Here is a 24256-nt window from a genome sequence, read left to right on the forward strand (position 1 = left end):
AATGGACGGCGGTCAGGCGGCACGCGGCCGCCAGGTCAGAACTCGAACATCAGCACCGCCGCGAACACGGTCGAGGCGGTTTTCAGGGATTCAGGCTTTTTCAGCGGCCAGCCGGCGGACAGGTCATAGCTGGCATTGACATAGGGCATGGCGATCCGTCCGCGCAGCCCGGCCACGGCGCCGACCAGCGTGCGGCCAGACAGCGACGCCGCCGACGGACCGCCCACCCGGCCCACGTCCAGACCCGTGTACAACTGGTGGCCAGGCACGCGCAGCAGCTTGTCCAGGCTCAGCGACAAGTCGTTGCGCAAGGTCCAGCCGTCCTCGGCGGCCAGCGTCATCTGGCCGTCGAAACCCCGCACCGCATAGCGGTTGCCGATGGTGAAGTAGTCGGACGGCACGATGGGCGTCTTGGCGTGCTGGATCTGCCAGTTCAATTGGTAGGCCCAGGGCTGCTCCGCCAGCTCGAACGGCAGATGCAGGCCGGCGTTGGCCGAAACGATGGTGCTGCGCCCGTTCCAGTCCGGATCGCCATAGACATAGCCGGGCCGGTCGGACAGCCCGGCGAGCGTGCCGCGCACGCCCCCGCCGATGTCCAACGCGGCGCGGCCCAAATAGTGGCGATGCCCCAGGTTGAACTCGTAGCCGGTGACGTCGCGCCGCTGCACTTCGATGTCCACATCGTTGAGCGTGCTGGTGGTGCGCTTGCGCAGCAGGGTCAGCGATGAGGTGCCCTTGTAAGTGGCGCCGCGATACGGCACCACCGAGACGCCCGCCTGCACCTGCTTGGTGGTGCCGCCGTAGATGATGGGTTCATCGAAGCCGGCCACGGTCTGCCGGTAGGTCGATTTGCTGGCCCCGGCAAAGAAGGTCCAGTAGCCGAAGGGAACGCTGTAGTTCAGGGAAGCCGCGCGCGTGTTCGACTCCGCGTCGCGCCAGCGCGCATTGCTGTTCCATGACACCGACAACTGGTCGTACAGAAACAAGGGCGAGTCCAGGGTCAGGCCGGCGTTGACCTGGTACTTGCCGATAGCGTCCATACCGGCGTTGTCGCCGCCGATGTATCCATGCCAGCGCTTGCCGGTGCCGGGACGGATAAGGATGTCGGAATCACCCAGCTCCGGTCCGGGAGCGACGTCAATGGCCGCGTCGGCCTGGCTGCCCAACCTGCGGATGTTCTCCAGCGCCTGGTCCAGGTCGCGCTGGTTCACTTCGCCGCCCGGCCCGGTGGGCAAGGCCGTGCGCCACCAGCCTATGGCGCCCTCGCCCTTGACGGCGGAGATGCGGCCCGGCAGGTAGCGCAGCGTCAGCGTGCCCGCAGCCAGCGATTGTTCCGGCACGACCACCCGCGCGGTGACGAGTCCGCGATCGATCAACAGGCCGATCAGATGTTCCTGCAAGGCCCGCAGTCCCAGGCCGCCCACGCAATGGCCAATCACGGCATCGGCTGCGCGCGCCAGCGATTCGGCAGGCTGCGCTCCGTCCCAGACGACTTCCTTCAGGGCGAAGCAAGGCGTTTCGACCGGCAGGACCAAGCCGCCGGCAGCCGGCCCGGCGGGCGACAACACGTCTGGCCGTTCGGCCGCGCGGGCGCGCTGCGCCCCCAGTTCCTGCTCTTGACGACGTTCGATCTCGGTGGCGCGCAGGGCTGCCTCGGGCAGCGGCTGAGCGCCGGAACCGGCGGCAAAAAAGCCAGCCGCCAATGTGCCCGCGGCCATGCGCAGGCGCCAGTAGTGATTCATGCCGGTACGGCGCCTGCGGACGTGCGCGGCGCTCCTTGTTGTCTATGTATGAAACTAAATGTTTGCCAAGTTTGCCTTAACGCACAATTAATTACAATAAATATCTGATTGTATACAGGCTACTATCAAAGCACTTAAATGAAATTAGGAGATAAAGACTGATTAATTGGGGCATGAATGCCATAGTTCCGGGGTGCGGAACTATCACGATTGGACCAAGCGTGATTTGATATGAAACAAAACGCTAACAGCTCGGCCGCGCCGCCAGCAGCTGCTTTTTTGGTGCCAGCCTTTTTATTCGAGCATCTGGAGCGGATAAATAAGGGGCGTCCGAAAGCTTGCGGCCCACCTTGTTCATACCGGTTGCACACGGGTTATCCCGGATACGGCCACATCCACAAATCGTCAATAATTCGCCAACGTTTTATCGCCGATCCGTCCCCTTCCCCTGCCAGCCCATGCCTGTATCCGTCCGGGACGCCATTGTTTCCTCCTCCCACCTGGCCTCTTCAGCTCCCGAGCTTTCCGAAGTCGAATTCGGCCTGATCATCGCCTCGCATGCGTTCAACCGCTGGATGGTGCGCTGCATGGCCTGTGCGGGACTGCCCGAGCTGACCTCGCTGGACATCCTGGTGCTGAACCACGTATTCCATCGCGGCCGGGGCAAGAAACTGGCGGACATCTGCTTCACGCTCAATGTCGAAGACACCCACCTGGTGAACTATTCGCTCAAGAAGCTGGAGCGCCTGGGCGTGGTGCAAAGCGCCAAGACTGGCAAGGAAGTGATCTACACGGCGACCGACGCTGGCGCAGCTGCGATCCAGCGCTACGCCGAAGTGCGCGAGCAGTGCCTCGTCAAACCCTTCATCGACTCCCCCGCCGCGGACGAAGCCAGCCATCAGCTGGCCAACACCCTGCGCGCCCTTTCGGGCCTGTACGACCAGGCTGCCCGCGCCGCCACCTCGCTGTGAGAATCCACGTTGTCTAGCATTTCTGCATCCACTTCCGCCCCGCTGTTGTCCGTGCGCGGCGTGTCGGTCGACTTCAATACCGAAAACGGCGTGTTCCGCGCCGTCGACAACCTGGATTTCGAGGTGCGCCCCGGCCGGACGCTGGCCATCGTCGGCGAATCCGGCTCGGGCAAGTCGGTCACGTCCATGGCCATCATGCGCCTGACCGACTACACCAGCGGCCGCATCGCCACGGGCCAGATCCTGTTCCGCGACAGCGCCGACCGCGAAATCGACCTGACCGCGGCCTCCGACGAAGACATGCGCGCCATCCGCGGCAACGACATCGCGATGATCTTCCAGGAGCCGATGACCTCGCTGAACCCGGTCTTCACCATCGGCGACCAGATCGTCGAGGCCATCATGCTGCACCAGCAGCTGTCGCGCTCGGCCGCGCGCCAGTCCGCATGCAAGCTGCTGGAAAAGGTGCGCCTGCCCGACGCCGAGCAGATGCTGGACCGCTATCCGCACCAGCTATCGGGCGGCATGCGTCAGCGCGTGATGATCGCGATGGCGCTGTCGTGCCAGCCGCGCCTGCTGATCGCCGACGAGCCGACCACGGCGCTGGACGTCACCATCCAGGCGCAGATCCTGAACACCATCCGCGAACTGCAGCGCGATCTGGGCACCGCCGTGATCTTCATCACGCACGACATGGGCGTGGTGGCGGAAATGGCCGACGACGTGGTGGTGATGCTGCGCGGCAAGAAGGTCGAGCAAGGCACGGTGGACGAAATATTCAACGCACCCAAGCATCCCTACACCCGCGCGCTGCTGGCGGCGGTGCCGCGCCTGGGCAGCCTGACGGGCCGCGACCTGCCGCTGCGCACGCCGCAGACCGTGCTGGAAGGCGACACGCTGCGCGAAGTGGGCGAGACCCGCGAACAGGACACGGCGCGCTACGACGAACCGGTGCTGCGCGTGGAAAAGCTGACCACCCGCTTCGACGTGGGCCACAATTTCTTCGGCCGGGTCACGCACCGCGTGCATGCCGTGGAAGAAGTGAGCTTCGACGTCTATCCCGGTGAAACGCTGGCGCTGGTGGGCGAATCCGGCAGCGGCAAGTCCACCATCGGCAAGACCCTGCAGCAACTGGTGGCGCCGACCTCGGGCGCCGTGCGCTACAACGGCCAGGACATTTTCTCGATGGACAGCGCCGGCCGCCAGCGCCTGCGCCAGGAGATCCAGTACATCTTCCAGGATCCCTACGCTTCGCTGGATCCGCGCAAGACGGTGGCCTTCAGCATCGCCGAGCCGATCCGCACGCACGGCCTGCTGAGCGGCGAGGACGCCATCGCCCGCCGCATCGGCGAACTGCTGGAACAGGTCGGCCTGAAACCGGAACACGCCAAGCGCTATCCGCATGAATTCTCGGGCGGCCAGCGCCAGCGCGTATGCATCGCGCGCGCGCTGGCCAGCAACCCAAAGCTGATCATCGCCGACGAATCCGTGTCGGCGCTGGACGTGTCGATCCAGGCGCAGATCCTGAACCTGCTGATGGACCTGCAGAAGGACCGCGGCCTGTCCTATCTGTTCATCACGCACGACATGGCGGTGGTGGAAAAGGTCAGCCACCGCGTTGCGGTCCTGTATCTGGGCCAGATCGTCGAACTGGGCACCCGCCGCCAGATTTTCGAATCGCCGCAGCACGCGTACACGCGCAAGCTGCTGGCCGCCGTACCCGTGGCCGAGCCCGGCCGCCACATCGACACCTCGCTGATCGAAGGCGAGATCCCCAGCCCGGTACGGCGCGTCGGCGACGAGCCCGCCATCATTCCCCTGGTTGAATTCGCGCCCGGCCACCAGGTGGCCCGCGCGGCTTGAGCCGCATCCTCTTTCCACGTCGGCCGACCCGACTTCCCGTCCCTGGAGTTGAACATGCTCTCCCTACGCAAAACCTACACCGCCACCGCCCTGGCTTTGGCGCTGGGCGGCGCGCTGCCCGCCGTCTTCTCGACCGCGCATGCCGCCGGCACGCTCAATGTCGCCATCAACCAGGACCCGGGCAGCTGGGATCCGATCGACACCTTCGTGACCTTCTGGGGTTCGGTGGGCAGCAACCTGTATGACGGCCTGACCATGCGCGGCGCCGACCTGAAACTGCAGCCGGGCCTGGCCACCAGCTGGGAATACCTGGACGACAACAAGCGCCTGCGCTTCAAGCTGCGCGAAGGCGTCAAGTTCCACAACGGCGAACCCTTCAACGCCGAGGCCGTGAAGTTCACCTTCGAGCGCCTGTTGGGCGCGGAAGGCGCCAAGGGCCCGCAAAAAGCCAACTACGACTCGATCGGCGAGATCAAGGTGGTGGACGAATACACCGTGGACTTCATCCTGAAGCAGCCCGATCCCGTCCTGCTCACCAAGCTGGCCGGCTACGGCGCCATGATCGTGCCGCCCAAGTACATCAAGGAAAAGGGCGAGGACAACTTCAACATCAACCCAGTCGGCACCGGCCCGTTCAAGTTCGAAAGCTACCAGCCCAAGGTCAACGTGACGCTGACGCGCAACGACGACTACTGGGGCGGCAAGCCCAAGCTGGACAAGGTGGTCTACCGCTTCATCGGCGAGCCCGGCACCCAAGTGGCCGAACTGCAAGCCGGCCGCATCGACATCGCCACCCTGATCCCGCTGGGCCTGATCGAAACCGTGAAGAAGTCCGGCAACGCCGACGTCATCTCCACGGGCGGCCCGGTTGCCTTTGCCCTGCGCTACAACACCAAGAACGGCATCACGCAGAACCGCGACGTGCGCCGCGCGCTGATCATGGCGGTGGACCGCGACGCCATCGTCAAGCAACTGCTGCTGGGCCAGGCCAAGACCATCGCCAGCTTCCAGGGCCCGCAATCGTTCGGCTACAACCCCGAGCAAAAGCCCCTGCCCTTCAACCCCGCCGAAGCCAAGAAGCTGCTGGCCGCCGCCGGCGTGAAGCCGGGCGCCACCGTGCAGATCGACGTGCGCGGCAGCGATTCGAACTTCCGCGAAGTGGCCCAGGCCGTGTCGGGCTACCTGCAAGGCGTGGGCGTGCGCGCCACGATCAAGCCGTATGAAACCGGCGTGCTGCTCAACGACATCATCCCGGGCGGCAAGACCGGCGAGATGTGGCAGAACCAGTGGGGCGGCTGGACCTACGACTACGACAACACGGCCTACCTGATGTACCACACGGGCCAGAAGTGGAACCCGTACGACAACGACGCCAAGCTCAACGGCATGCTGGAAGCGCAGCGCACGGTCTACGACGTGAAGAAGCGCGAAGCCATGCTGCAGGAGATCGCCGGCTACGTGGCCGACCAGGCGCTGGAACTGCCGCTGTACAGCCTGAACACGATTGTCGGGGTGAACAAGCGCGTGAAGGACCTGGAAGTGCCGGGCGACATCCGCTTCCGCTTCCTGAACGCCGCTATAGAGTAGCCCCCCGAAGCGCTGCGCGCTTCCCCCCAGGGGGCATGCCTGCGGACCGGCAAAGCCGGCTCCGCGGCATCCCGCTAGATTGATATACGTTGAAGCGTCGGCGATGTCCGTTGCCGCATTAACCCCACCGACCCGTTCCGGTGCAAGCCGGGGCGGTGATTTATGACCGGATTTCTCATCAAACGCGTGTTGCAGGCCGTCTTCGTGATCGTGGCCGTGACGCTGCTCGTCTCCTATGCCGTGCGCCTCACCGGCGACCCTGCGCTGATGCTCAGCCAGGGCTCGGGCAGCGTCACCGAGCAGGACCTGGCCAATATCCGCCAGGCGCTGGGCTTGAACCGCCCCTTCCACGAGCAATACCTGTCTTATATGCAGGGACTGCTGCATGGCGATTTCGGCCGCAGCTTCATGGGCGGCACCTCGGTCGCCAAGCTGATTGGCGACGCCCTGCCCGCCACGCTGATGCTGGCGTTCACTTCGCTGCTGGCGTCCATTCTGATCTCGTTGCCGCTGGGCATCCAGGCCGCGATCAAGCGCGGCAAGGCCACCGACCAGGCGATCCGCATCCTGTCGCTGGTGGGGTTGTCCTTCCCCAACTTCTGGCTGGCGCTGATGCTGGTGCTGCTGCTGTCGATCACCTTCCCGCTATTGCCGCCGTCCGGCTGGAGCGGTCCCGCCAGCCTGGTGCTGCCCTCGCTGACGATGGCCATCATCCTCAGCGCCACCAATATCCGCCTGGTGCGCACCACCATGCTGGAAACGCTGTCGGCGCAATACATCATGGTGGCGCGCAGCAAGGGCCTGAAGGAACGCGTGGTGCTGTACAAGCACGCGCTGCGCAACTGCGCGATTCCGCTCATCACCTACCTGGGCTTGCAGTTCGGCGGCTTGATCGGCGGCATCGTGGTGATTGAAATGGTCTTCAACTGGCCGGGCCTGGGCACGCTGGCGTTCGATGCCATCTCCGGCCGCGACTACCCGGTGTTGCAAGGCACGGTCACCGTGCTGGCCACCGTCATCGTCCTGGTCAACCTGATCGTCGACATCGCCTACGGCATCGTCGACCCCCGCATCCGCACGCGCTGAGCCTTATGCAGACTACTACCCCCACCGCCGCCGCCCCCAAGGCGGCCAAGCCCCGCAGCCGCTACCGCTCGCTGGAATTCGTGCTGGGCGTCGTGCTGACCGGCACCATGATCCTGCTGGTACTGACTTCCGGCTGGCTGTTCCCCGATGGCGGCGAAGCCATGGACCTGGCCGCCCGCCTGACCGCGCCCTTCGCTTCGGCGGCCCATCCCTTCGGCACCGATCCGCTGGGCCGCGACGTGCTGGCGCGCGTCATCGTCGGCGGCAAGATCTCGCTGACGGTGGGCTTCGTCTCGGTCGTCGGCGGCGCGCTGCTGGGCATCGTCATGGGCCTGATCGCCGGCTATTACCGCGGCTTCTGGGACATGATCGTGATGCGCTTTGCCGACGTGCAGCTGGCACTGCCGTTCATCCTGGTGGCCATCACTTTCATCGCCATCCTGGGCGGCGGCCTGTTCAACGTCATCTTCTTCATGATCGTGTCGCAGTGGGTGCAATACGCGCGCCTGGTGCGCGCCCAGGTCCTGGCCCTGCGCGAGCGCGAGTTCGTGCTGGCCGCCCGCGCCTTCGGCGTGCGCGACCTGGCCATGATCCGCCACCACATCGTGCCCAACCTGCTGGGCCCGCTGGTCATCCTGATGACCCTGAACGTCGCCAACAACATCCTGCTGGAAAGCAGCCTGACCTTCCTGGGCCTGGGCGTGGATCCCATGATCCCGAGCTGGGGCGGTATGCTTGCCGACGGCCGCACCTACATGCAGACGGCCTGGTGGGTCAGCGTCTTCCCGGGCCTGGCCATCATGCTGACGGTACTGGGCCTGAACCTGCTGGGCGACTGGCTGCGCGACCGCCTGGACCCGACCGGCAAGGTCTGAAGCCGCCCCGGTCCGCCTGAAAGGAATATCGAGTATGTCTTTGCTGGAAAAAACATTCGACCGCACGCTGGACGCCTGGACCCACGCCTACATGGCGCCGGCCTGGCGCGGCGCGGTCGTGGAAGGCTGGCTGTTCGAAGGCGTGGAGGCGCGCCGCGCGGCGCAGGAACGCCTGGCCCAGGCCGGCGTCACGGCGCGCTTTCGCAGCGCCTACAAGCCGCTGCTGCACTACTTCCTGGAAGAGGTCGAGCGCGCAGGGCTGGCGTCCGTCGTGGTGCGCTATCCGCTGCACGAACAGGCCCAGGCCAAGCGCTTCACGCTGGAAGCCTATCCGCTCATCGCGCTGCTGCACGGCGTGGACGTCGCCATGCAGCCCGGCGCGGACGACCTGCATTACGACGTCAGCCTGAGCTACGTTGACGGCCGCAAGATCGATACGCGCGTCTATGCGCCGAACCAGATCGGCTACGCCCAGGACGGCACGCCGGAGCTCTCGCCCACCGGTTGGCTGCGGGTGCGCGACGCCGAAGGCGCGCTGCAGACCGATGCCGCCCAGGCCACCGAGTACCAGCAGGCATTCCGCGCCATCGTGGACACGGTGCGCAACCATGCCTGGGGTGCGCACGAGCCCTATTTCGAACGCCTGGAAATCCGCGTGGACCTGCCGGGCATCGACTTCGCCCTGCCGGTGGACGAGGAAATCGTCAGCACCTTCGAAGCGCTGCACGAAGACATCTATTTCTCGCTGCTGGAACACTTCCAGAAGCATTCCGGCCGCCCGTCCGGCGACCGCGGGCTGCAACCCGGCCAGATCATTCCCGACATCCGCCGCCACGACGGGGCGGCGCGCGTGCAGATCTCGCTGGAACATTTCGGGGCTTTGACGCCCGTCGCTCCCGCCGCGCCCGATGCGCCGCTGGCCCAGCTCCGCGAACCGCTGTCCGCCGGGCAGATCGCCGGCTGCATGGCCGCGTTCGGCGGCGACGCCTTCCAGGCCGTCTCGCGCCAGGGCCGCCCGGTGCTGGGCACTTATCTGCGCGGCCCCGGTCCCGCCGTCTTCATCTCGGGCGCGCAGCACGCCAACGAAACCTCCGGCGTGGTCGGCGCCCTGCGCGCGGCGCAAACGCTGGCCGAGCGCGGCGATGCCCATTTCGCCCTGATCGCCGCCGAAAACCCGGATGGCTACGCGCTATTCAACCGCCTGCGCGAACACCATCCGCGCCATATGCTGCATGCCTCGCGCTACAGCGCGCTGGGCGATGACATCGCCTATCGCGAACGCGCGCCGTTCTTCGAGCGCGAAGGCCGCCACCAGGCGCACGCCATCAGCGGCGCGCAGTTGCACATCAATCTGCACGGCTATCCCGCCCATGAATGGACCCGGCCGCTGTCCGGCTATCTGCCGCGCCACTTCGAGCTGTGGACCATCCCCAAGGGCTTCTTCCTGGTGCTGCGCCATCATCCGGGCTGGGGCGATCGCGCCCGCCGCCTGATCGAAGGCGTGACCGCCAGGCTGGCCCGCAACGTCCCCGGCCTGGTCGAGTTCAATGCCCGGCAGCTTGAACTATTCCAGGCGCACGCGCTCGAAACCGGATTCGATGTGCTGAACGGCATCCCGGTGCAGATCAGCGAAAGCGACCGCGAAGACCTGCCCATGGCGCTGATTTCGGAGTTTCCGGATGAAACCGTCTACGGCGACCGATTCGTTTTCGCGCATACTGTGCAAATGGAAACCGTCCTGGCGGCGACCGAGCTCTACCGCGCAGGGCTCTAGCGGCAAAAAAGCCCGGCGCAGGCCAAGGACCACGCCGGCACCCGACCTGTAAAACCATTAGAAAAATGAATATCCGAGAACGCAACCACGGCGATGACCTGGCCCTGGTGGACATCTGGCTCCGTTCGGTACGCGCCACCCACACGTTCCTGACGGAAAAGGAAATCCAGGCCATGTACCCGCAGGTGCTCAACACCCACCTGCCTTCGGTACGGGTCTGGGTCTGTGAGGACGATGCCGGCGAAGTCGCCGGTTTCATGGGCCTGAATGGCAACAAGGTCGAAATGCTGTTCGTGGACGCCAACAAGCGCGGCAAGGGAGCAGGCCGGCGCCTGCTGAATTTCGCGCGTTCGCTGCACGGCACCCTGCTGGTGGACGTGAACGAGCAGAACCCCCAGGCCCATGGCTTTTACAAGCACTACGGTTTCGAGGACGTGGGCCGTTCGGCGCAGGATGACTCGGGCCGCCCCCGCCCCATCATCCACATGAAGCTGGCGGGCTGAGGCCCTGCTGACGCCCCGTCCCCCCTGACAGGCGCCTAGCCCTTGGATTGCTCCGGATGCCTGGCCCGCCAGGCTTTCAGCGCTTCCCGGTAGTCGTCCATGGCTTCGTTATAGGTGTCATAGACGCAGGGTATGCAGCCGCTGTTGCAACACTCTTCGGGCGCGGGCGCTTCGGGCGGAACGGGCTGCGGGTCGTCGACGGGGATCTGCTTGGTGCTCATACCCGAATCTTAGCGCCGATGCCGGGTGCAGCGTCCGCGGCCGGCAGCGGCCATTCGGCACGGCGGATTTCGTAGTGGCGCTTGCCGACGCCGCCCGCGCCCGCGCCGCCGATCTGGCGCATGCCGCATTTTTCCAGCACCCGGCAGGACGCGGCGTTCTCTTCCAACGCCACGGCGGCCAGCGCGTCCACCGACAGCCGCTTGAACCCCAGCGACAGCAGCGCCTGGGCGATTTCCGTGGCGTATCCCTTGCCCCAGCTCGCGGGCAGGAAAGCATAGGCCACCTCGACCTCGTCGCGGCCCCGCGACTGGGTACGCTTCAGGCCTGCCCGCCCCGCCAGCAGGCCGCTGGCGCGGTCAGTCAGCACATACATCCCGAAGCCTTGCTCGGCCCAATGCTCGACGTTCTGCAATAGATAGCGGCGGCTGGCCGACTCCGTCCGGGTGCCGCCCATGGTCGCCATGAGGCGCTCGTCCGCATGCATGGCGGCAATGAAGGAAATATGCGTGTCATCCATGCGCAGGGCATGCAGCCTGGCGGTCTGGAAGGTATCGGGGAGTAGCGCGGCAGGCATGGCGGGCGGAAGGAACAGGATGCCGGACATGATACCGGCGGCCGGCCCGCCGGCCCATCGTCCAATGGACGAATCCCGCGGACCGAGGCCGGACCGGGATTCGGCTTCAGTCGCGGCGCAGGCCCAGGAAACTCCAGCGCACGTCGGCGCGGTCCAGCATGTCTTCGCGTGAACTGAGATGGTGCGAAGACAGGCCGTGGCCGGCTGCCAGCGCGATCGTTTCCTGCGCGGACACGTCGAACATGCGGCGTCCTTGCGGCACCGGACCGTGCCGCAGCGACATCAGGATCTGGCCTTGCGGCGCCAGCAGCGCGGCCAGCGCCTGCATGCCCAACCTGCGTTCATCGGCGTCCAGATGCATCCACACGGCCGTCAGCATGATCACGTCGAATACCCGGCCCTGGCGCCGCAAGAGGGCCAGTTCGGGCAGAGCGTCGTCGACCCACTCCAGGTTGGGCAGCGCGTGACGGCGCTGACCCTCCTGGCGGAGTTCGGGCGTGGGTTCGGCCGCAACCACTGCATGGCCCATCCGCGCCAGCGCGGCGGCGTCGCGCCCTGACCCCGCGCCTATGTCGGCGATGCGCGACGGCGCCGAGGGGATCAGGTGCGCCACGTCGCGGTGCACGTCTGCGAACGCAATGCTCTCGTACTGGTCTGCCAGGGCTGCGGCGTTTTCGCCATAGCCCTGCGTGCCGGCGGCTCCTGTCATTGCTGGGCCGCCGGGCGGGCCTGGATCGCCGCGGGCGGCCAGGTGGCCTTGATCGCATCGTAGATGCGCTTGCCCACGCGGCCGTCCTCGGGCAGCTTGCGCTTGACCTGTTCTTCGCGCACGGCATCGCGGGTCTTGCTGCCCGGGATGCCATCGGCCACGCCTACGTCATGGCCCAGGCCATAGAGCATCTCCTGCAGTTCCTTGATCTGCGCGCGCGACAGCCCCGGATCGTCCGTGGGCCAGGCCGCGACCAGGTCCGGACCGCCTTGCAGGCGGTTGAGCAGCATCGACACCGCCAGGCCATAGCGGCGCGACTGGTTGTAATGCAGGATGGCGTCGAAGTTCACGGTGGCCAGGAACACCGGGCCGGCGGAGCCGGTGGGTGCGAACAGATAGGCCTGCTCTTCGTTGCCCGAGGGCAGCTTCAGCGCCGAGCCGTTGCCCTGCTTCAGGCCGGCCTGGGCCCACTGGGCAATCGTGCGGCGGTCCTGCGAGCCCACGTATTCCGCGTCAGGCGAGGCCGGGATGGCGGCGGCCAGCTCGGCCGGCACGCGCACTTCAATCACGGCAGGCAGATTGTGGGTCCACTTGGCGCGGCGCTTGCGCAGGTGGTTGGCGGTGGAAGCCAACGCGTCGGGCAGCGAGTTGTACAGGTCGATCTTGCCGTTGCCGTCGCCGTCGGCGGCCAGTTCATAGAACGAGGTCGGGATGAACTGCGTCATGCCGAAGGCGCCGCTCCAGGAGCCGATGAAATTATCCGCCGGCACCACGCCATCACGCAGCAGGCGCACCGAGGCGTAGGCGTTCTTTTCCCACAACTGCTTGTTCTCGGTGCAGGCGCGCGTCAGCCAGGCGTCCAGCACATTGGTCTTGCCGACCTGGCGGCCGTAGTTGGTTTCGATGCCGAAGATGGCGACCAGCGTGGCCGGGTCGACCTGATACTGCTGGCTGATGGCCGACAACTGCGGACCGTATTTGGCAAGCACCGCGAGGCCGTCGCGCACGCGCTCTTCGTCCACGGTCTTGGCGATGTAATCCCACCAGGCTTCGCGCCCTTCGGGCTGGCCCTTGGCGGATGCGACCGTGGTGGGCAGCAGCTTGGCGTTGGCGGTGTACTTGTCCCAGTCCGCCACGGTCAGGCCGTTGGCCGTGGCGCCCTTGCGCAGCTTGGCGATGCAAGCCTTGGTGTCGAGTTCGGTCGGAATGATGACCGTGGGAGCGGGCGCGGCGGTGGCGGCCGGCGCTGCCGGAGCGGCGGTAGCAGCCGGCGCAGCGGTGGCGGCGGGAGCGGCGGTCGCCGCCGGAGCCGCCGCTGCCGGGGCCGCCGTGGGCGCGGGCAAGGTTGCGGGCGCAGGCAAGGTTGCCGGCGCAGGCGCGGCCGACCTGGGAGGCAACGCCTGGCCGGCCCGGTCGTCAACCGAAGCCGCCGGCGCATTGCTGGCAGGCGCGGGCGCATCGTCGAAGCTGCGCTTGGGCGTCAGGGCAGGCAGGGTCTGAACCGGCACTGCGGGCTGGGCGCGCGAACCGGTGGCGGAAGCGGGCCCCTGCGCCTGCGCGGCGCCGGCAGCAGCGGCGGTAAAAGCCGCGGCCAGCAGCACGCGGGAGAAGGAGTCGATTCGAAGGCGTACGGAACGCTGACGCATGGCTATCCTGAAAAATCGAAGTCAGCCGGGATCGTACCGCGACCGGCCATCAAAATCGAACGCATCGCAAGACCAATCCGCTTGCAGGGCCGCGCCCACGGGCCAAGCCAGCCTGAAAGCAGCTTCGCGCCGTCCCTAGGCGGCTTGCCTCACGCCCACCGCGCTGTTCGCGGGCGGCGCGCGCAGCACGCGCCGGCACAGCAGCATCGCGATCAGGCTGAACAAGGCGAAGCCCGCCGTCTGCCCCGCCAGCACGCCTTCCGGGCCGCCGTAATGCGCGCCCAGCCAGACGAAGGGCAAGGTGCCGACGGTGGCGCGCAGCCAGCCGATGACGGTGGAGTACGTGGCATAGCCCAGGTTGTTGAATACCGCGATGGCGACGAAATACAGGCTGTTGAGCGCCCAGGCGAAACTGCCGTAGCGGCAGAAGAAGACGATCAGGTCGCGCCCCGGCCCGGTCACCTGGAACAGGTCGGGCATCCAGGGCGCCAACAGGGCCAGCAGGACAGCTACCGAGAAGCCGTAGATCAAGGACCAGCGCGTGGTCAGGCGCGCCGTCTCCTGTACGCGGTCCCATTGCCCGGCGCCCAGGTTCTGTCCAAGAATAGGCCCGATGGCACCCGGCAACACGAAGAACAGCGCATAAGTCAGTTGCAGCACCCGGTCCACCACCGTCGCGCCCGCCATCACGCTGGAGCCGAAGCCCGCATAGGTGGACAGGGTGAAGATGACCGCCGCGGGCGTGGCCAGCGTGGTCAGCGCGGCCGGCAAGGCGATCCGCCCTATCGCGCCCAGGTGCGCGCGCAACGCGGCGCCTGTGGGCCAGGCAACCAGCCGGTGCTTGCGGAAGACCAGCCAGGCGCCGAGCGCCACCGTGACCAGGCGGCCCATGCCGCCGGCCCAGGCCACTCCCACCATGCCGCCGTCCAGCACGAAGATGACCAGCGGGTCCAGCGCCGCGACCGTCGCCGTCCCCGCCAACAGCACCCACATGGACTGGCGGCCATGGCCTGCGGCGCGCAGCAGGTTGGACAGCATCATGCCCACGCCCATCACGACCGCGAACGGGGTCGTGATGAGCACGTAGGACAGCAGATGCGCGCGCACGTCCTCTGCCAGGTCGATGGCCGCCGTGTAGGGGCCGATCACGGCCAGGAACAACGCGCCGGACACGAGCGCGGCCGCGGTCATCAGGACCAGCGAAGCGCCGCCCAACGCCCGGGCGCGCGGCGCATCCCCCGCCCCCAGCGCGCGCGACACCAGGGCCGTGCCGCCCACGGCCACGCCGATGCAGATCGAGATGATGGTGAACTGCGTCATCGATCCGAAGCCCACCGCGCCCAGCACCGCCTCGTCCTTGAGCGTGCCCAGGTATAGCAGCGACAGGAACTCCACCGCGAACACGGCAAGCATGCTGGCCCAGCCAGTCAGGACCATTTCCAGCACATGCGGGCCCATCGGCCCGGAAATGAAGCGGGCGCGCGGGTCGGCGGCGGCGGAAGGATTTGCGAAACTCATGTGGCAATCAGATCAACTGCGGCCCAGGCCGCGGGAAATAGGAAGGTCGCGCGTTCAGCGCCCCACGGGCGCGAACCAGTACTGGTACACGCTGCCTTCGTTCGAATACCAGGGCAAGAGGCCGATGCTGTCGGACTCCCGCCGTACCGTCAGCAGCAGGCCGCCCCTCTCGGGCCGCAACAGCGCCACGTGGCGCCGCACGCCCATCGACTCGTACTGGTGCCAATCATGCCGCACGCTGACCCACAGCCGGCCGTGGCTGCAGCCGCTGACACGCCGGATGCCGTCAGGCCGGGACGGCCGGGCCGCGCTAGGCCGGGCCGCGCCAGGCAAGGCGGCGGGATCCTGCGCACCATTCAGCTGCGTCAGATGGCCGGACGAGCGCGCGCCCTGTCCGTCCAGCGCCAGCACCTGCCATCCCTCCGCGGCGGCCGTGAAGGCCACCGTGGCCTCGGGTCCGGAGCGCCATTCCGGCAGCGGGTTGTCGTCCATGCCCGGCAGGTCCAGCGGGTACCTCAGGAAATTGCGCAGGTCCGGCAACGCGCCGGCCTCGCGATCGCCCGAGACGAACTCGCCTTGCGCCCGGTAGGTGCCGGCCAGATCGGGGCATTGCGCCGGATCGGCAGGCAAGGATGCGAGCGTCCCGTCCCGGAAGGGCGGCCAGGTCACGGCCACGCCGTCGACCTTGGAAGCGCCGCAGCCGCTCAGCGTCAGCGCGGCCAGCGCCAACAGGGCGAGCCGGCCCATCCCCCGCGCGCCGCATACCGCTGCATTCATGGCTGTCCCTATTCTTCTGCCGGCCGCGCGACCCGCGCCGCGCCTGCGACGATCGGCCTGGCGCGAACTATATCCGAATCCTGGCCGGCCGAATCCCGGCCGGCCGAATCCCGGCCGGCGTTGCCAAGCGCGCAGCGCGGGAGAATAATCGGCATCTCCCTCCCGACCCGCGCCATGACACCGTTCCGAGGCAAGCTCCGCATCCGCCACCTGGAAATCGTGCTGACCGTCGCCGAATTGGGCAACCTGTCCAAGGCAGCCGCCCAGTTGCACAGCACGCAGTCCGGCCTGTCGCGCGCCATCGCCGAAATCGAGGAGCTGGTCGGCGCGCGGCTGTTCGAGCGCACCGCCAAGGGCACCACCTGCACGCCGCTGGGCGAAACCATGTGCCGCCACGCCCGCCTGCTGCTCACCGATTTCCGCAAGGCCGAGATCGACCTCGCCGCGGTCTCGCGCGGCGACGAGGGCAGCCTGACGGTAGGCTGTTTTTCGATGTTCGCGGGCTGGCCGGTGGCCGAGGCCGCGCGCGCCTACCGCCAGGCCTATCCGCGCATCACGCTCACTATCGAGATCGGCACGCATGAACGGCTGATCGAAGACCTGGACGCGGGCGCGCTGGACGTGCTGATCAGCCGCTTCTCGTCGACCGTCAATCCGCAGATCTACCGCTCCACCACGCTGCTGGAAGATTCGGTGGTGCTAGCCTGCGCCACGCATCACCCCTTGGCCCTGCTGCCCGGCGCCACGCTGGCCGATTACGTGGTCTACCCCTGGATCACCGCCCTGCCCGGCAGCCGCATCCGCGGCGAACTGGAAATGTCGCTGCGCCAGGCCGGCCTGGAAATTCCGGATATGATCGGCGCCCTGTCGCTGGAATTCGGCCGCGAAATGCTGCTGGACGGCCTGTACCTGTGGATGCTGCCCGGCAGCGTGGCCGCCATCCGGCAGGCGCGAGGCGAACTGGTGGTCCTGCCGGACAGGCCGGTCCTGCGCAAGTCGCCGCTGGCCGCCATCTGGCGCCGCGACCGCCCCAGCACGCGACAGGCGCGCGCCTTCGCCGCCCAACTCCAGCTCGCCATCCAGGCCGACGCCATCGCGCTCACGGCCTGAGCCTGCAAGCGCATTGCGCGTTATCCTGGACAGGCAACACTTTTCTTGATCGGAGCACCCATGTACGACTGGCTCAACGCACTGCCCAAGGCGGAACTGCACCTGCACCTGGAAGGTTCGCTCGAACCCGAGCTGCTGTTCCGGCTGGCGCAGCGCAACGGCGTGGCGCTGCCGTGGCCGGACATCGAGTCCCTGCGCGCGGCCTACGACTACGGCAATCTCCAGGAATTCCTGGACCTCTATTACCGCGGCGCGGACGTGCTGCGCACCGAGCAGGATTTCTACGACCTGACCTGGGCCTATCTGCTCAAATGCCGCGAGCAGAACGTGGTGCACACCGAACCGTTCTTCGATCCGCAGACCCACACCGACCGCGGCGTGCCCTTCGAAGTGGTGCTGAGCGGCATCGGCCAGGCGCTGGCAGACGGCCGCAAGCAACTGGGCGTGAGCAGCGGGCTGATCCTGAGCTTTCTGCGCCACCTGCCCGAAGAGCAGGCCATGCGCACGCTGGAAGCCGCCCTGCCCCACCGCGACGCCTTCATCGCCGTCGGCCTGGACAGCAGTGAAATGGGCTTTCCGCCGCGCCTGTTCCAGCGCGTGTTCGAGCGCGCCCGCGCCGAAGGATTGCCCGGCGTCGCGCATGCGGGCGAAGAAGGGCCGCCCGAATACATCTGGGAAGCGCTGGACCTGCTGAAGGTGCTGCGCATCGACCACGGCGTGCGCGCCGCCGAAGACCCGGCGCTGATCGCGCGCCTGATCGACGAGCAAATTCCGCTGACCGTCTGTCCGCTGTCCAACACCCGGCTGCGCGTGTTCGAGCACATGCGCGAGCACAACATCCTGTCGCTGCTGGACGCGGGCGTAAAGGTCACCGTCAACTCCGACGATCCCGCGTATTTCGGCGGCTACGTCAACGAGAACTTCCACGCGCTGTACGACCATCTGGGCATGTCACGCGCCCAGGCCCAGGCCCTGGCGGACAACAGCCTGGACGCGCGCATCCTCAAGTAGCAAGCGCGCCCCCAGCCCAGCCATGCGGATTGCGCATGGCAATGTTCGAAACCTGCATGCCTGGCGCGGCTCATTCCTCCCTACCATAGTCCGACCGCCGCGGCGCCTGCCGCGGCCGGGCCATGGACCAATACACAAGGGGCAGGATATGAGTCAGTTGGTAGAGGCGGCGCTGCAGGCAGGCACGCTGACCGGCGTGCAGCAAGGCGGCGTTTGCCGCTACAGCGCCATTCCCTATGCGCAGGCGCCAATCGGCCGCCTGCGCTTCGCGCCGCCGCAACCCGCCGCATGGCGCGGCAAGCTCGACGCCACCCGGCCGGGACCGGTCGCGCCACAATTGCCCTCGCGCCTGCGCGGCGCCATGGGTGACTTCAACGCCGAACAATCCGAGGACTGCCTGCACCTGACCGTGTGGACGCCGGCCGCCGACGGCAAGCGGCGGCCGGTGGTCGTGTGGCTGCACGGCGGCGCCTGGCAAAGCGGCGGCGGCGCGCTGGACTGGTACGACGGCGCGAACCTCGCGCTACGCGGCGACCTGGTGGTGGTCGCGGTCAACTACAGGCTGGCCGCGCTGGGCTGGCTGTATGTGCCTGGCCAGACTGCCAACGCGGGCCTGCTGGATCAGGAAGCCGCCATAGCCTGGGTGCTGGACAACATCCAGGACCTGGGCGGCGATCCCGAACGGCTCACGGTCATGGGCCAATCGGCGGGCGCGTCCTCGATCTGCGCCATGCTGGCGCGCAAGCCGCGCTTCTCCCGCGCCATCCTGCAAAGCGCGGCGCTGGGCCGGGGCTTTCGCAGCGCGAAGCAAGCCGACGCGCTGGGGCAAGCCTTCCTGCGGGCCGCGGGCGCCGACTCCCTGGAGGCCGCGCGCGAACTGCCCGTGACGGCATTGCTGGCTGCGCAGCAGGCGCCTGCCGTGGCCGAAGTACTGCGCGCCGAGGGCAGCAGCCGCAGCCAGTTCGCCCCGGTGCTGGACGGCCAGGTGCTGCCGCAAGACATCGCGCCCGCGCTCGAGCAGGCCGCGTCCCGCGCCGACGTGGTGGTCTGCTATACCCGCGACGAAATGGCCGCCTTTCCCGGCAATGGCAGGGATGCGTCCGACCAGGAACTGGGCGACGAGGTATTCGGCGCGCCATCGCGCCAGTGGGCGCGCGACGCCGCTGCCCAGGGCCGCCAGGCCTGGCTGGCGCGCTTTGACGTGGCGCCCACGGCGAACTTCGGCGCCTGCCATTGCATCGAGCTGCCCTTCGTCTTCGACACGATGCCGGCCTACGCCGGCGCGCCCATGCTTGCCGGACTGCCGCCTGCGCAGGCGCGGCAACTGGCCCAGGCCACGCAGCAGGCATGGATCGCGTTCATCCGCGGCGACGGGCCCGGCTGGCCGGCGGCTCCGCATATGCAGATCCTGGCCTGAGCGCGGACCTCACGCGCATCGGCGCGGGCGCACTCGGCCCGCGCCTCAAACACATCAAAACAAGGGGAATTCCATGTTCAAGCAAACCGTGCTGGCGCTAGCGCTGCTGACGCCGCTGGCGGCCACGGCCGCCTATCCCGACAAACCCGTCAAGATCATCGTCTCCAATCCGCCTGGCGGTCCTGTCGACGTCATGCTGCGCGTGCTGGCCAGCAAGCTCGGCGCCGCCTGGGGCCAGCCGGTGGTAGTGGAGAACAAGCCCGGCGCCTCCGGCATCATCAGCACCGGCGCGCTGGTCAAGTCCGCGCCGGACGGCTACACGCTGGGCATGGTGGTCGCCTCGTCCGTCACCATCGTGCCTTTCGCCGTGGACAGCCTGCCGTTCGACACGCAGAAGGACCTCAAGCCGATCTCGCTGGTCGCGCGCACACCCTTCATTTTCATCGTGCCCAAGGACAGTCCGCTCAAGACCTGGGAAGACTTCGTGCGCGAAAGCAAGGCGCGCAACCTGAGCGTCGGTTCGTTCTCCATCGGCACGGCGTTCCACCTGGTCTGGGAACAGACGGCGCGGCGCGCCGGCATCAAGGCCCTGTACGTGCCCTCGTCCTCGTCGGGCAAGACGCAGAACGACCTGATCGGCGGCCAGCTCGACGTCGGCCTGGACGCGCCTTCGAGTTCCAAGGGCCTGATCGACAGCGGCCGGCTGCGCGCCCTGGCGATCACCAGCCCGCAACGCTTCGGCGGCCTGCCCGACACGCCCACGCTGGAGGAATCAGGACTGAAGGGCTATGCGCCGCAACCGTGGATCGGGTTGATGGCGCCCGCCGGCATTCCGGACGACCGGGTCGCGCTGATCCAGAAATCGGTGGCGGACATCCTGAAAGAACCCGCGATGCGCGCGCAGATGGAAACCCTGGGCATGATCCCGATCGGCAGCACGCCACAGGAACTGGCCGCGACCATCGAGGCCGACCGCGCCGACATGGGGCCGCTGATCAAGGAATTGGGCATCAAGCTGCAATAGCAGCGATCACGGAGGGGCGGGCCTCAGCCCGCGCCCAGCGTGCGCAGGAACATCGCCGACAAGGGGCCGGACAACGCCTGCGCGTCGCGCCGGCCCTGCGCAATACTGGCGTCCACCGCGCCATGCATGCCGTGGTAGAGCACGATGGCGGTCAGCGCCGCATCTTCCAGCTGCCAGCAGCCGGCGCGCGCGCCCGCCTCCAGAATGGCTTCCAGCTGTTCCAGCACGGCGCTTTTCTCGGCCACGCCGCGGTCGGGATGCTGGGCGTCGTGGAACACCACGTCATGCAGCTCATAGCCGTCGAAGTAGGCTTCGACCCCCGCCCGGGTCCAGGCGCGCAGCCGCGCCACGCCGTCGTCCGGCGCACAGGCTTGCACCTCGCGGTCGATATGGTCCAGGAACCCCTGCGAGAACTTGGCCCGCAGCGCCGCCAGCATGTCGTTCTTGGACGTGAAGTAGTGATAGAACGTGCCCTTGGCCACGCCCGCGCGCTCCACGATCTCGTTGATGGTGGCAGCCTCGACGCCCTTCTGGATGAAAAGCGCTTCCGCGGCCGCCATCAGCTCGTCCAGCCGCACGGCGGCCGGTTTGGTGCGGGGTTTGGGAGCGGCGTCCGGGCCTGGCAAGGCAGACGGGTCGGCGGGAGCAGGCATATCGTTCAGGGTCGGTTCAGTAGCAAGGCGCCAGTGTAGAGGAGGCGCGGGGACAGGGCCAAAATTTGAGAATCGTTCTTCTTTCCATTGACCGACGGTCGGTCGATGAATAGAATAACGCTTCCTCTACTCTGCGTCCCGCCATGCATCCCGCACGCCGCCGCGCCCTGGTCCTAGCCGTCAACCTGGGCAGCTTCATCACCATCCTGGACATCAGCATCGTCAACGTGGCCCTGCCCACCATGCAGGCGGCCCTGCGCATCGACATGGCCGGGCTGCAATGGGTGGTGGACGCCTACGCCCTGTTCCTGTCGGCCTTCATGCTGTCCGCCGGCCCCTTGGGCGACCGCTACGGCCGCAAGCGCTCCTGGCTGGCGGGCGTGCTGCTGTTCACCGCCGGATCCGCCCTGTGCGGCTTGGCGGACAACCTGACGGCGCTGCTGATCGGCCGCGCCGTGCAGGGCGTGGCCGGCGCCCTGCTGGTGCCGGGCGCGCTATCGCTCTTGACCCAGGCCTTCCCCGATCCCAAGGAACGCGCCCAGGCCATCGGCATCTGGGCTTCCTGCAATGCGATTTCGCTCATCGTGGGCCCCATGCTGGGCGGCGTGCTGGTGGCCCACTTCAACTGGCAGAGCATCTTTCTCATCAACCTGCCGGTGGGAGCGCTGGCCATCGCGCTGGGCGCCTGGAGCATCACGGAAAGCGCCCATCCCGAACACGCCGCATTCGACCCCGCGGGCCAGGCGCTCAGCGTGCTGTGGCTGGGCGCGCTGACCTATGGCCTGATCGCCGCCGGCGAACACGGCTGGGCCGCGCCGCAAGCCACCATTGCGCTCGCCATCGCGGCCGCCGGCCTGCTCGCCTTCCTGTGGGTCGAGCACCGCGCCGCGCGGCCCATCCTGCCGCTGGGGCTGTTCCGCGACGCCAGCTTCGCCATCACCAACTTCGCGTCTTTCGTGCTGGGCTTTTCCGCCTACAGCAGCCTGTTCTTCTTCTCGCTCTACCTGCAACACGTACGGGGGCTGTCGCCGCTGGCCACCGGCTGGCAACTGGCGCCGCAGTTTGCCGCGGCCGGGCTGGTGTCGCTGGTATTCGGCCGCCTCAATCTGCGCTTCGGCCTGCCGCGCCTGATGATCGCCGGCTTTGCGTTCATCGGCCTGGCCATGCTGGGCATGACCAGCTTCGAGGCCCACACGCCGTATGCCGTGTCCGGCGCCCTGCTGGTGCTGCTGGGCCTGGGCACCGGCCTGGCGGTTCCCTCGACCAGCATGGCCGTGATGGCCACGGTGCCGCGCGAACGCTCCGGCATGGCCTCGGCCACCATGAACGCGCTGCGCCAGACCGGCATGACGATAGGCATCGCGCTGTTGGGCGCGCTGATGAGCGGGCGCGCCATCGAAGCGCTGACGGGCTCGCTGTCGCGGCTGGGCGCGCCCGACGCGCAAGCCCTGGCGCGTGCCGCCATCACCTTGCATGAGCTGCCCGGCCAACCTGGCAACGCGGCGGAATTGGCCGCCGACGCACTGGCCGGCGGCTTCCATGCCGCCATGCTTTTCGCAGGCACGGCATCGCTGCTGGCGGCGCTGTTGCTGCTGTTCCTCGCGCGCGGCGCGAAGAACGTTCTACGCACCGCATGAACCCCGGATTCCGGCGCGCGGAATTCCATTCGCCGGAATCAAAACGGCCTGTTTTTAAGCGTTGGTAACAAACGCGCCCGCCTTCTTGCGCTTCGGTAAGATCCTCGTCCAATAACAGGTTAACAACCACGAGGAGAGCAAAACATGCCTTACCGCAAACCCCTGTTCCGCCTGGCCCCGCTGGCGCTCGCCGCGCACCTGCTGATGTCTGGCCCGGCCGCCGCGCAAAGCGCGCCCGGCACCCAAGGACCGCTGGTTCCCGCGCCCAATCCCGCGCTTGCCGCGCAGATCGATCAGCGCGCCAAGGCCATCGAGGACAAGCTCATCGCCTGGCGCCGCGACATCCATGAACACCCCGAACTGGGCAACCAGGAAAACCGCACCGCCAAGCTGGTCGCCGACCACCTGCGCGCGCTGGGCATGGAAGTGAAGACGGGCGTGGCCGGCACCGGCGTGGTCGCCGTGCTCAAGGGCGGCAAGCCCGGCCCGGTGGTCGCGCTGCGCGCCGACATGGACGCGCTGCCCGTCAAGGAACAGGTGGACCTGCCCTTCGCCTCCAAGGCCAAGGGTACCTATCTGGGCAAGGAAGTGGACGTGATGCATGCCTGCGGCCACGACACCCACACCGCCATCCTGATGGCCACGGCCGAAGTGCTGGCCGGCATGAAGGACCAGCTCCCCGGCAGCGTGAAGTTCATCTTCCAGCCCGCCGAGGAAAGCCCCGCCGACTTCGAGCCGGACGGCAAGAAGATCTGGGGCGCGAAGATGATGGTGCAGGAAGGCGTGCTGGAAAATCCCAAAGTGGACGCCATCTTCGGCCTGCATGTGTCCAGTTCGTATCCCGTGGGCAAACTGTCGTGGCGCAGCGGCCCCGCCATGGCCGCCGCCGACCAGTTCTGGATCGACGTCACCGGCAAGCAAACCCATGGCGCGCGCCCCTGGTCTGGCATCGACCCGATCGTGGTCAGCTCGCAGATCATCCTGGGCCTGCAGACCATCCCCAGCCGCCAGATCAACAGCATGCTGGAGCCGGCCGTCATCACCGTGGGCGCGATCCACGGCGGCAACCGCATGAACATCGTGCCGGACAACGTCGCCATGACAGGCACCATCCGCACCTATGACGAAGGCATGAAGAAGGACATCCACCAGCGCATCGCGCGCACCGCCGACATGATCGCGCAGAGCGCGGGCGCCAAGGCGGACGTGCGCGTGGTGGAGCTGTACAACGCCACCGTCAACAATCCCGCGCTGACCGAGCAGATGGGTCCCACGCTGCGGCGCGTGGCGGGTGAAGGCAACTACGGCCTGCAGCCCAAGTCCACCGCGTCGGAGGACTTCTCCTTCTACCAGGAGAAGGTGCCGGGCATGTTCTTCTACCTGGGCGTGACGCCCAAGGGCACCGACGTCGAGAAGGCCGCGCCCAACCATTCGCCGCGCTTCTATGTTGATGAGTCCGGCCTCATCAACGGCGTGCGCGCGCTGTCGAACCTGACCGTGGACTACATGACGCAGGCGCAGAAAGGCAGTTGATCCGCGCGCCTGGCGCGCTTGAAG

21 protein-coding genes are annotated in these 24256 nt (G+C 67.3%); 13 read left to right on the forward strand and 8 right to left on the reverse strand.

The features are described 5' to 3' along the window. Positions 1-35 precede the first annotated feature (35 nt). A complete protein-coding gene (locus AXYL_RS21115; protein ID WP_013394891.1) occupies positions 36-1742 on the reverse strand; it encodes a ShlB/FhaC/HecB family hemolysin secretion/activation protein in 1707 nt (568 codons plus the stop codon). Positions 1743-2200: 458 nt separating this feature from the next. On the opposite strand from AXYL_RS21115, the gene AXYL_RS21120 reads away from it, so the two are divergent. The 7 genes from AXYL_RS21120 (at position 2201) to AXYL_RS21150 (ending at position 10401) form a co-directional block, all read left to right on the forward strand. Continuing rightward, a complete protein-coding gene (locus AXYL_RS21120) occupies positions 2201-2713 on the forward strand; it encodes a winged helix DNA-binding protein (RefSeq protein ID WP_013394892.1) in 513 nt (170 codons plus the stop codon). 9 nt (positions 2714-2722) lie between these two features. After that, on the forward strand, positions 2723-4576 hold the full coding sequence (locus AXYL_RS21125) for a dipeptide ABC transporter ATP-binding protein (RefSeq protein WP_013394893.1): 1854 nt from the start codon (positions 2723-2725) through the stop codon (positions 4574-4576). Positions 4577-4630: 54 nt separating this feature from the next. Further along, positions 4631-6163, forward strand: a complete 1533-nt coding sequence (locus AXYL_RS21130) for an ABC transporter substrate-binding protein (RefSeq protein WP_013394894.1) — start codon at positions 4631-4633, stop codon at positions 6161-6163. Positions 6164-6325: 162 nt separating this feature from the next. Further along, positions 6326-7249, forward strand: coding sequence for an ABC transporter permease (locus AXYL_RS21135; RefSeq protein ID WP_013394895.1), 924 nt, complete (start codon positions 6326-6328; stop codon positions 7247-7249). A gap of 5 nt (positions 7250-7254) precedes the next feature. Beyond that, positions 7255-8124, forward strand: a complete 870-nt coding sequence (locus AXYL_RS21140) for an ABC transporter permease (RefSeq protein WP_013394896.1) — start codon at positions 7255-7257, stop codon at positions 8122-8124. 34 nt (positions 8125-8158) lie between these two features. Then, positions 8159-9898 (forward strand): peptidase M14, encoded by a 1740-nt coding sequence (locus AXYL_RS21145; protein ID WP_013394897.1) that lies wholly within the window; start codon positions 8159-8161, stop codon positions 9896-9898. A 65-nt stretch (positions 9899-9963) separates the two neighbouring features. Further along, complete coding sequence (locus tag AXYL_RS21150) at positions 9964-10401, forward strand: acetyltransferase (RefSeq protein ID WP_013394898.1); 438 nt, start codon at positions 9964-9966, stop codon at positions 10399-10401. Positions 10402-10436: 35 nt separating this feature from the next. On the opposite strand, the gene AXYL_RS21155 is transcribed toward AXYL_RS21150, so the two are convergent. The 6 genes from AXYL_RS21155 to AXYL_RS21180 all read right to left on the reverse strand — a co-directional run bounded on the left by AXYL_RS21155 (position 10437) and on the right by AXYL_RS21180 (position 15847). Continuing rightward, complete coding sequence (locus tag AXYL_RS21155) at positions 10437-10622, reverse strand: oxidoreductase-like domain-containing protein (RefSeq protein WP_013394899.1); 186 nt, start codon at positions 10620-10622, stop codon at positions 10437-10439. Then, positions 10619-11227: a GNAT family N-acetyltransferase gene (locus AXYL_RS21160; RefSeq protein WP_013394900.1), complete on the reverse strand. Its 609-nt coding sequence runs from the start codon at positions 11225-11227 to the stop codon at positions 10619-10621. Before AXYL_RS21160 ends, AXYL_RS21155 begins: the two co-directional genes overlap by 4 nt. Positions 11228-11303: 76 nt before the next feature. Next, positions 11304-11906 (reverse strand): class I SAM-dependent methyltransferase, encoded by a 603-nt coding sequence (locus tag AXYL_RS21165; RefSeq protein ID WP_013394901.1) that lies wholly within the window; start codon positions 11904-11906, stop codon positions 11304-11306. After that, positions 11903-13552, reverse strand: a complete 1650-nt coding sequence (locus tag AXYL_RS21170; RefSeq protein WP_013394902.1) for a lytic murein transglycosylase — start codon at positions 13550-13552, stop codon at positions 11903-11905. Before AXYL_RS21170 ends, AXYL_RS21165 begins: the two co-directional genes overlap by 4 nt. Before the next feature lie 135 nt (positions 13553-13687). After that, a complete protein-coding gene (locus AXYL_RS21175; RefSeq protein ID WP_013394903.1) occupies positions 13688-15070 on the reverse strand; it encodes an MATE family efflux transporter in 1383 nt (460 codons plus the stop codon). 54 nt (positions 15071-15124) lie between these two features. Beyond that, entirely contained in the window at positions 15125-15847 is a 723-nt protein-coding gene (locus AXYL_RS21180) for a hypothetical protein (protein ID WP_148260624.1), read from the reverse strand. A gap of 174 nt (positions 15848-16021) precedes the next feature. Between AXYL_RS21180 and AXYL_RS21185 the strand changes: the two genes are divergently transcribed. The 4 genes from AXYL_RS21185 (at position 16022) to AXYL_RS21200 (ending at position 20409) form a co-directional block, all read left to right on the forward strand. Beyond that, positions 16022-16957 (forward strand): LysR family transcriptional regulator, encoded by a 936-nt coding sequence (locus tag AXYL_RS21185; protein ID WP_013394905.1) that lies wholly within the window; start codon positions 16022-16024, stop codon positions 16955-16957. A gap of 60 nt (positions 16958-17017) precedes the next feature. Further along, positions 17018-17968: an adenosine deaminase gene (locus AXYL_RS21190; RefSeq protein ID WP_013394906.1), complete on the forward strand. Its 951-nt coding sequence runs from the start codon at positions 17018-17020 to the stop codon at positions 17966-17968. Positions 17969-18116: 148 nt separating this feature from the next. Next, positions 18117-19385: a carboxylesterase family protein gene (locus AXYL_RS21195; protein ID WP_013394907.1), complete on the forward strand. Its 1269-nt coding sequence runs from the start codon at positions 18117-18119 to the stop codon at positions 19383-19385. Positions 19386-19458: 73 nt separating this feature from the next. After that, positions 19459-20409: a Bug family tripartite tricarboxylate transporter substrate binding protein gene (locus AXYL_RS21200; protein WP_013394908.1), complete on the forward strand. Its 951-nt coding sequence runs from the start codon at positions 19459-19461 to the stop codon at positions 20407-20409. Between the two features lie 23 nt (positions 20410-20432). Here the strand turns inward: AXYL_RS21200 and AXYL_RS21205 are convergent, their stop codons facing one another. Then, positions 20433-21062, reverse strand: a complete 630-nt coding sequence (locus AXYL_RS21205; RefSeq protein WP_013394909.1) for a TetR/AcrR family transcriptional regulator — start codon at positions 21060-21062, stop codon at positions 20433-20435. 143 nt (positions 21063-21205) lie between these two features. Between AXYL_RS21205 and AXYL_RS21210 the strand changes: the two genes are divergently transcribed. Together AXYL_RS21210 and AXYL_RS21215 are read left to right on the forward strand one after the other, a co-directional pair. Beyond that, positions 21206-22699: an MFS transporter gene (locus tag AXYL_RS21210; protein WP_013394910.1), complete on the forward strand. Its 1494-nt coding sequence runs from the start codon at positions 21206-21208 to the stop codon at positions 22697-22699. A gap of 144 nt (positions 22700-22843) precedes the next feature. Further along, entirely contained in the window at positions 22844-24232 is a 1389-nt protein-coding gene (locus AXYL_RS21215) for an amidohydrolase (protein WP_013394911.1), read from the forward strand. The last annotated feature ends 24 nt before the right edge of the window (positions 24233-24256 follow it).

The organism is Achromobacter xylosoxidans A8 (assembly GCF_000165835.1).
Lineage (GTDB): Bacteria > Pseudomonadota > Gammaproteobacteria > Burkholderiales > Burkholderiaceae_B > Achromobacter > Achromobacter xylosoxidans_B.

Excerpts from the sequence above, each read along its gene's own strand:
- AXYL_RS21115 (WP_013394891.1), bottom strand. The coding sequence starts at position 1,742 with ATGAATCACTACTGGCGCCTGCGCATGGCCGCGGGCACATTGGCGGCT.
- AXYL_RS21120 (WP_013394892.1), top strand. The coding sequence starts at position 2,201 with ATGCCTGTATCCGTCCGGGACGCCATTGTTTCCTCCTCCCACCTGGCC.
- AXYL_RS21130 (WP_013394894.1), top strand. The coding sequence starts at position 4,631 with ATGCTCTCCCTACGCAAAACCTACACCGCCACCGCCCTGGCTTTGGCG.
- AXYL_RS21135 (WP_013394895.1), top strand. The coding sequence starts at position 6,326 with ATGACCGGATTTCTCATCAAACGCGTGTTGCAGGCCGTCTTCGTGATC.
- AXYL_RS21140 (WP_013394896.1), top strand. The coding sequence starts at position 7,255 with ATGCAGACTACTACCCCCACCGCCGCCGCCCCCAAGGCGGCCAAGCCC.
- AXYL_RS21145 (WP_013394897.1), top strand. The coding sequence starts at position 8,159 with ATGTCTTTGCTGGAAAAAACATTCGACCGCACGCTGGACGCCTGGACC.
- AXYL_RS21150 (WP_013394898.1), top strand. The coding sequence starts at position 9,964 with ATGAATATCCGAGAACGCAACCACGGCGATGACCTGGCCCTGGTGGAC.
- AXYL_RS21155 (WP_013394899.1), bottom strand. The coding sequence starts at position 10,622 with ATGAGCACCAAGCAGATCCCCGTCGACGACCCGCAGCCCGTTCCGCCC.
- AXYL_RS21160 (WP_013394900.1), bottom strand. The coding sequence starts at position 11,227 with ATGTCCGGCATCCTGTTCCTTCCGCCCGCCATGCCTGCCGCGCTACTC.
- AXYL_RS21165 (WP_013394901.1), bottom strand. The coding sequence starts at position 11,906 with ATGACAGGAGCCGCCGGCACGCAGGGCTATGGCGAAAACGCCGCAGCC.
- AXYL_RS21170 (WP_013394902.1), bottom strand. The coding sequence starts at position 13,552 with ATGCGTCAGCGTTCCGTACGCCTTCGAATCGACTCCTTCTCCCGCGTG.
- AXYL_RS21175 (WP_013394903.1), bottom strand. The coding sequence starts at position 15,070 with ATGAGTTTCGCAAATCCTTCCGCCGCCGCCGACCCGCGCGCCCGCTTC.
- AXYL_RS21180 (WP_148260624.1), bottom strand. The coding sequence starts at position 15,847 with ATGAATGCAGCGGTATGCGGCGCGCGGGGGATGGGCCGGCTCGCCCTG.
- AXYL_RS21185 (WP_013394905.1), top strand. The coding sequence starts at position 16,022 with ATGACACCGTTCCGAGGCAAGCTCCGCATCCGCCACCTGGAAATCGTG.
- AXYL_RS21190 (WP_013394906.1), top strand. The coding sequence starts at position 17,018 with ATGTACGACTGGCTCAACGCACTGCCCAAGGCGGAACTGCACCTGCAC.
- AXYL_RS21195 (WP_013394907.1), top strand. The coding sequence starts at position 18,117 with ATGAGTCAGTTGGTAGAGGCGGCGCTGCAGGCAGGCACGCTGACCGGC.
- AXYL_RS21200 (WP_013394908.1), top strand. The coding sequence starts at position 19,459 with ATGTTCAAGCAAACCGTGCTGGCGCTAGCGCTGCTGACGCCGCTGGCG.
- AXYL_RS21205 (WP_013394909.1), bottom strand. The coding sequence starts at position 21,062 with ATGCCTGCTCCCGCCGACCCGTCTGCCTTGCCAGGCCCGGACGCCGCT.
- AXYL_RS21210 (WP_013394910.1), top strand. The coding sequence starts at position 21,206 with ATGCATCCCGCACGCCGCCGCGCCCTGGTCCTAGCCGTCAACCTGGGC.
- AXYL_RS21215 (WP_013394911.1), top strand. The coding sequence starts at position 22,844 with ATGCCTTACCGCAAACCCCTGTTCCGCCTGGCCCCGCTGGCGCTCGCC.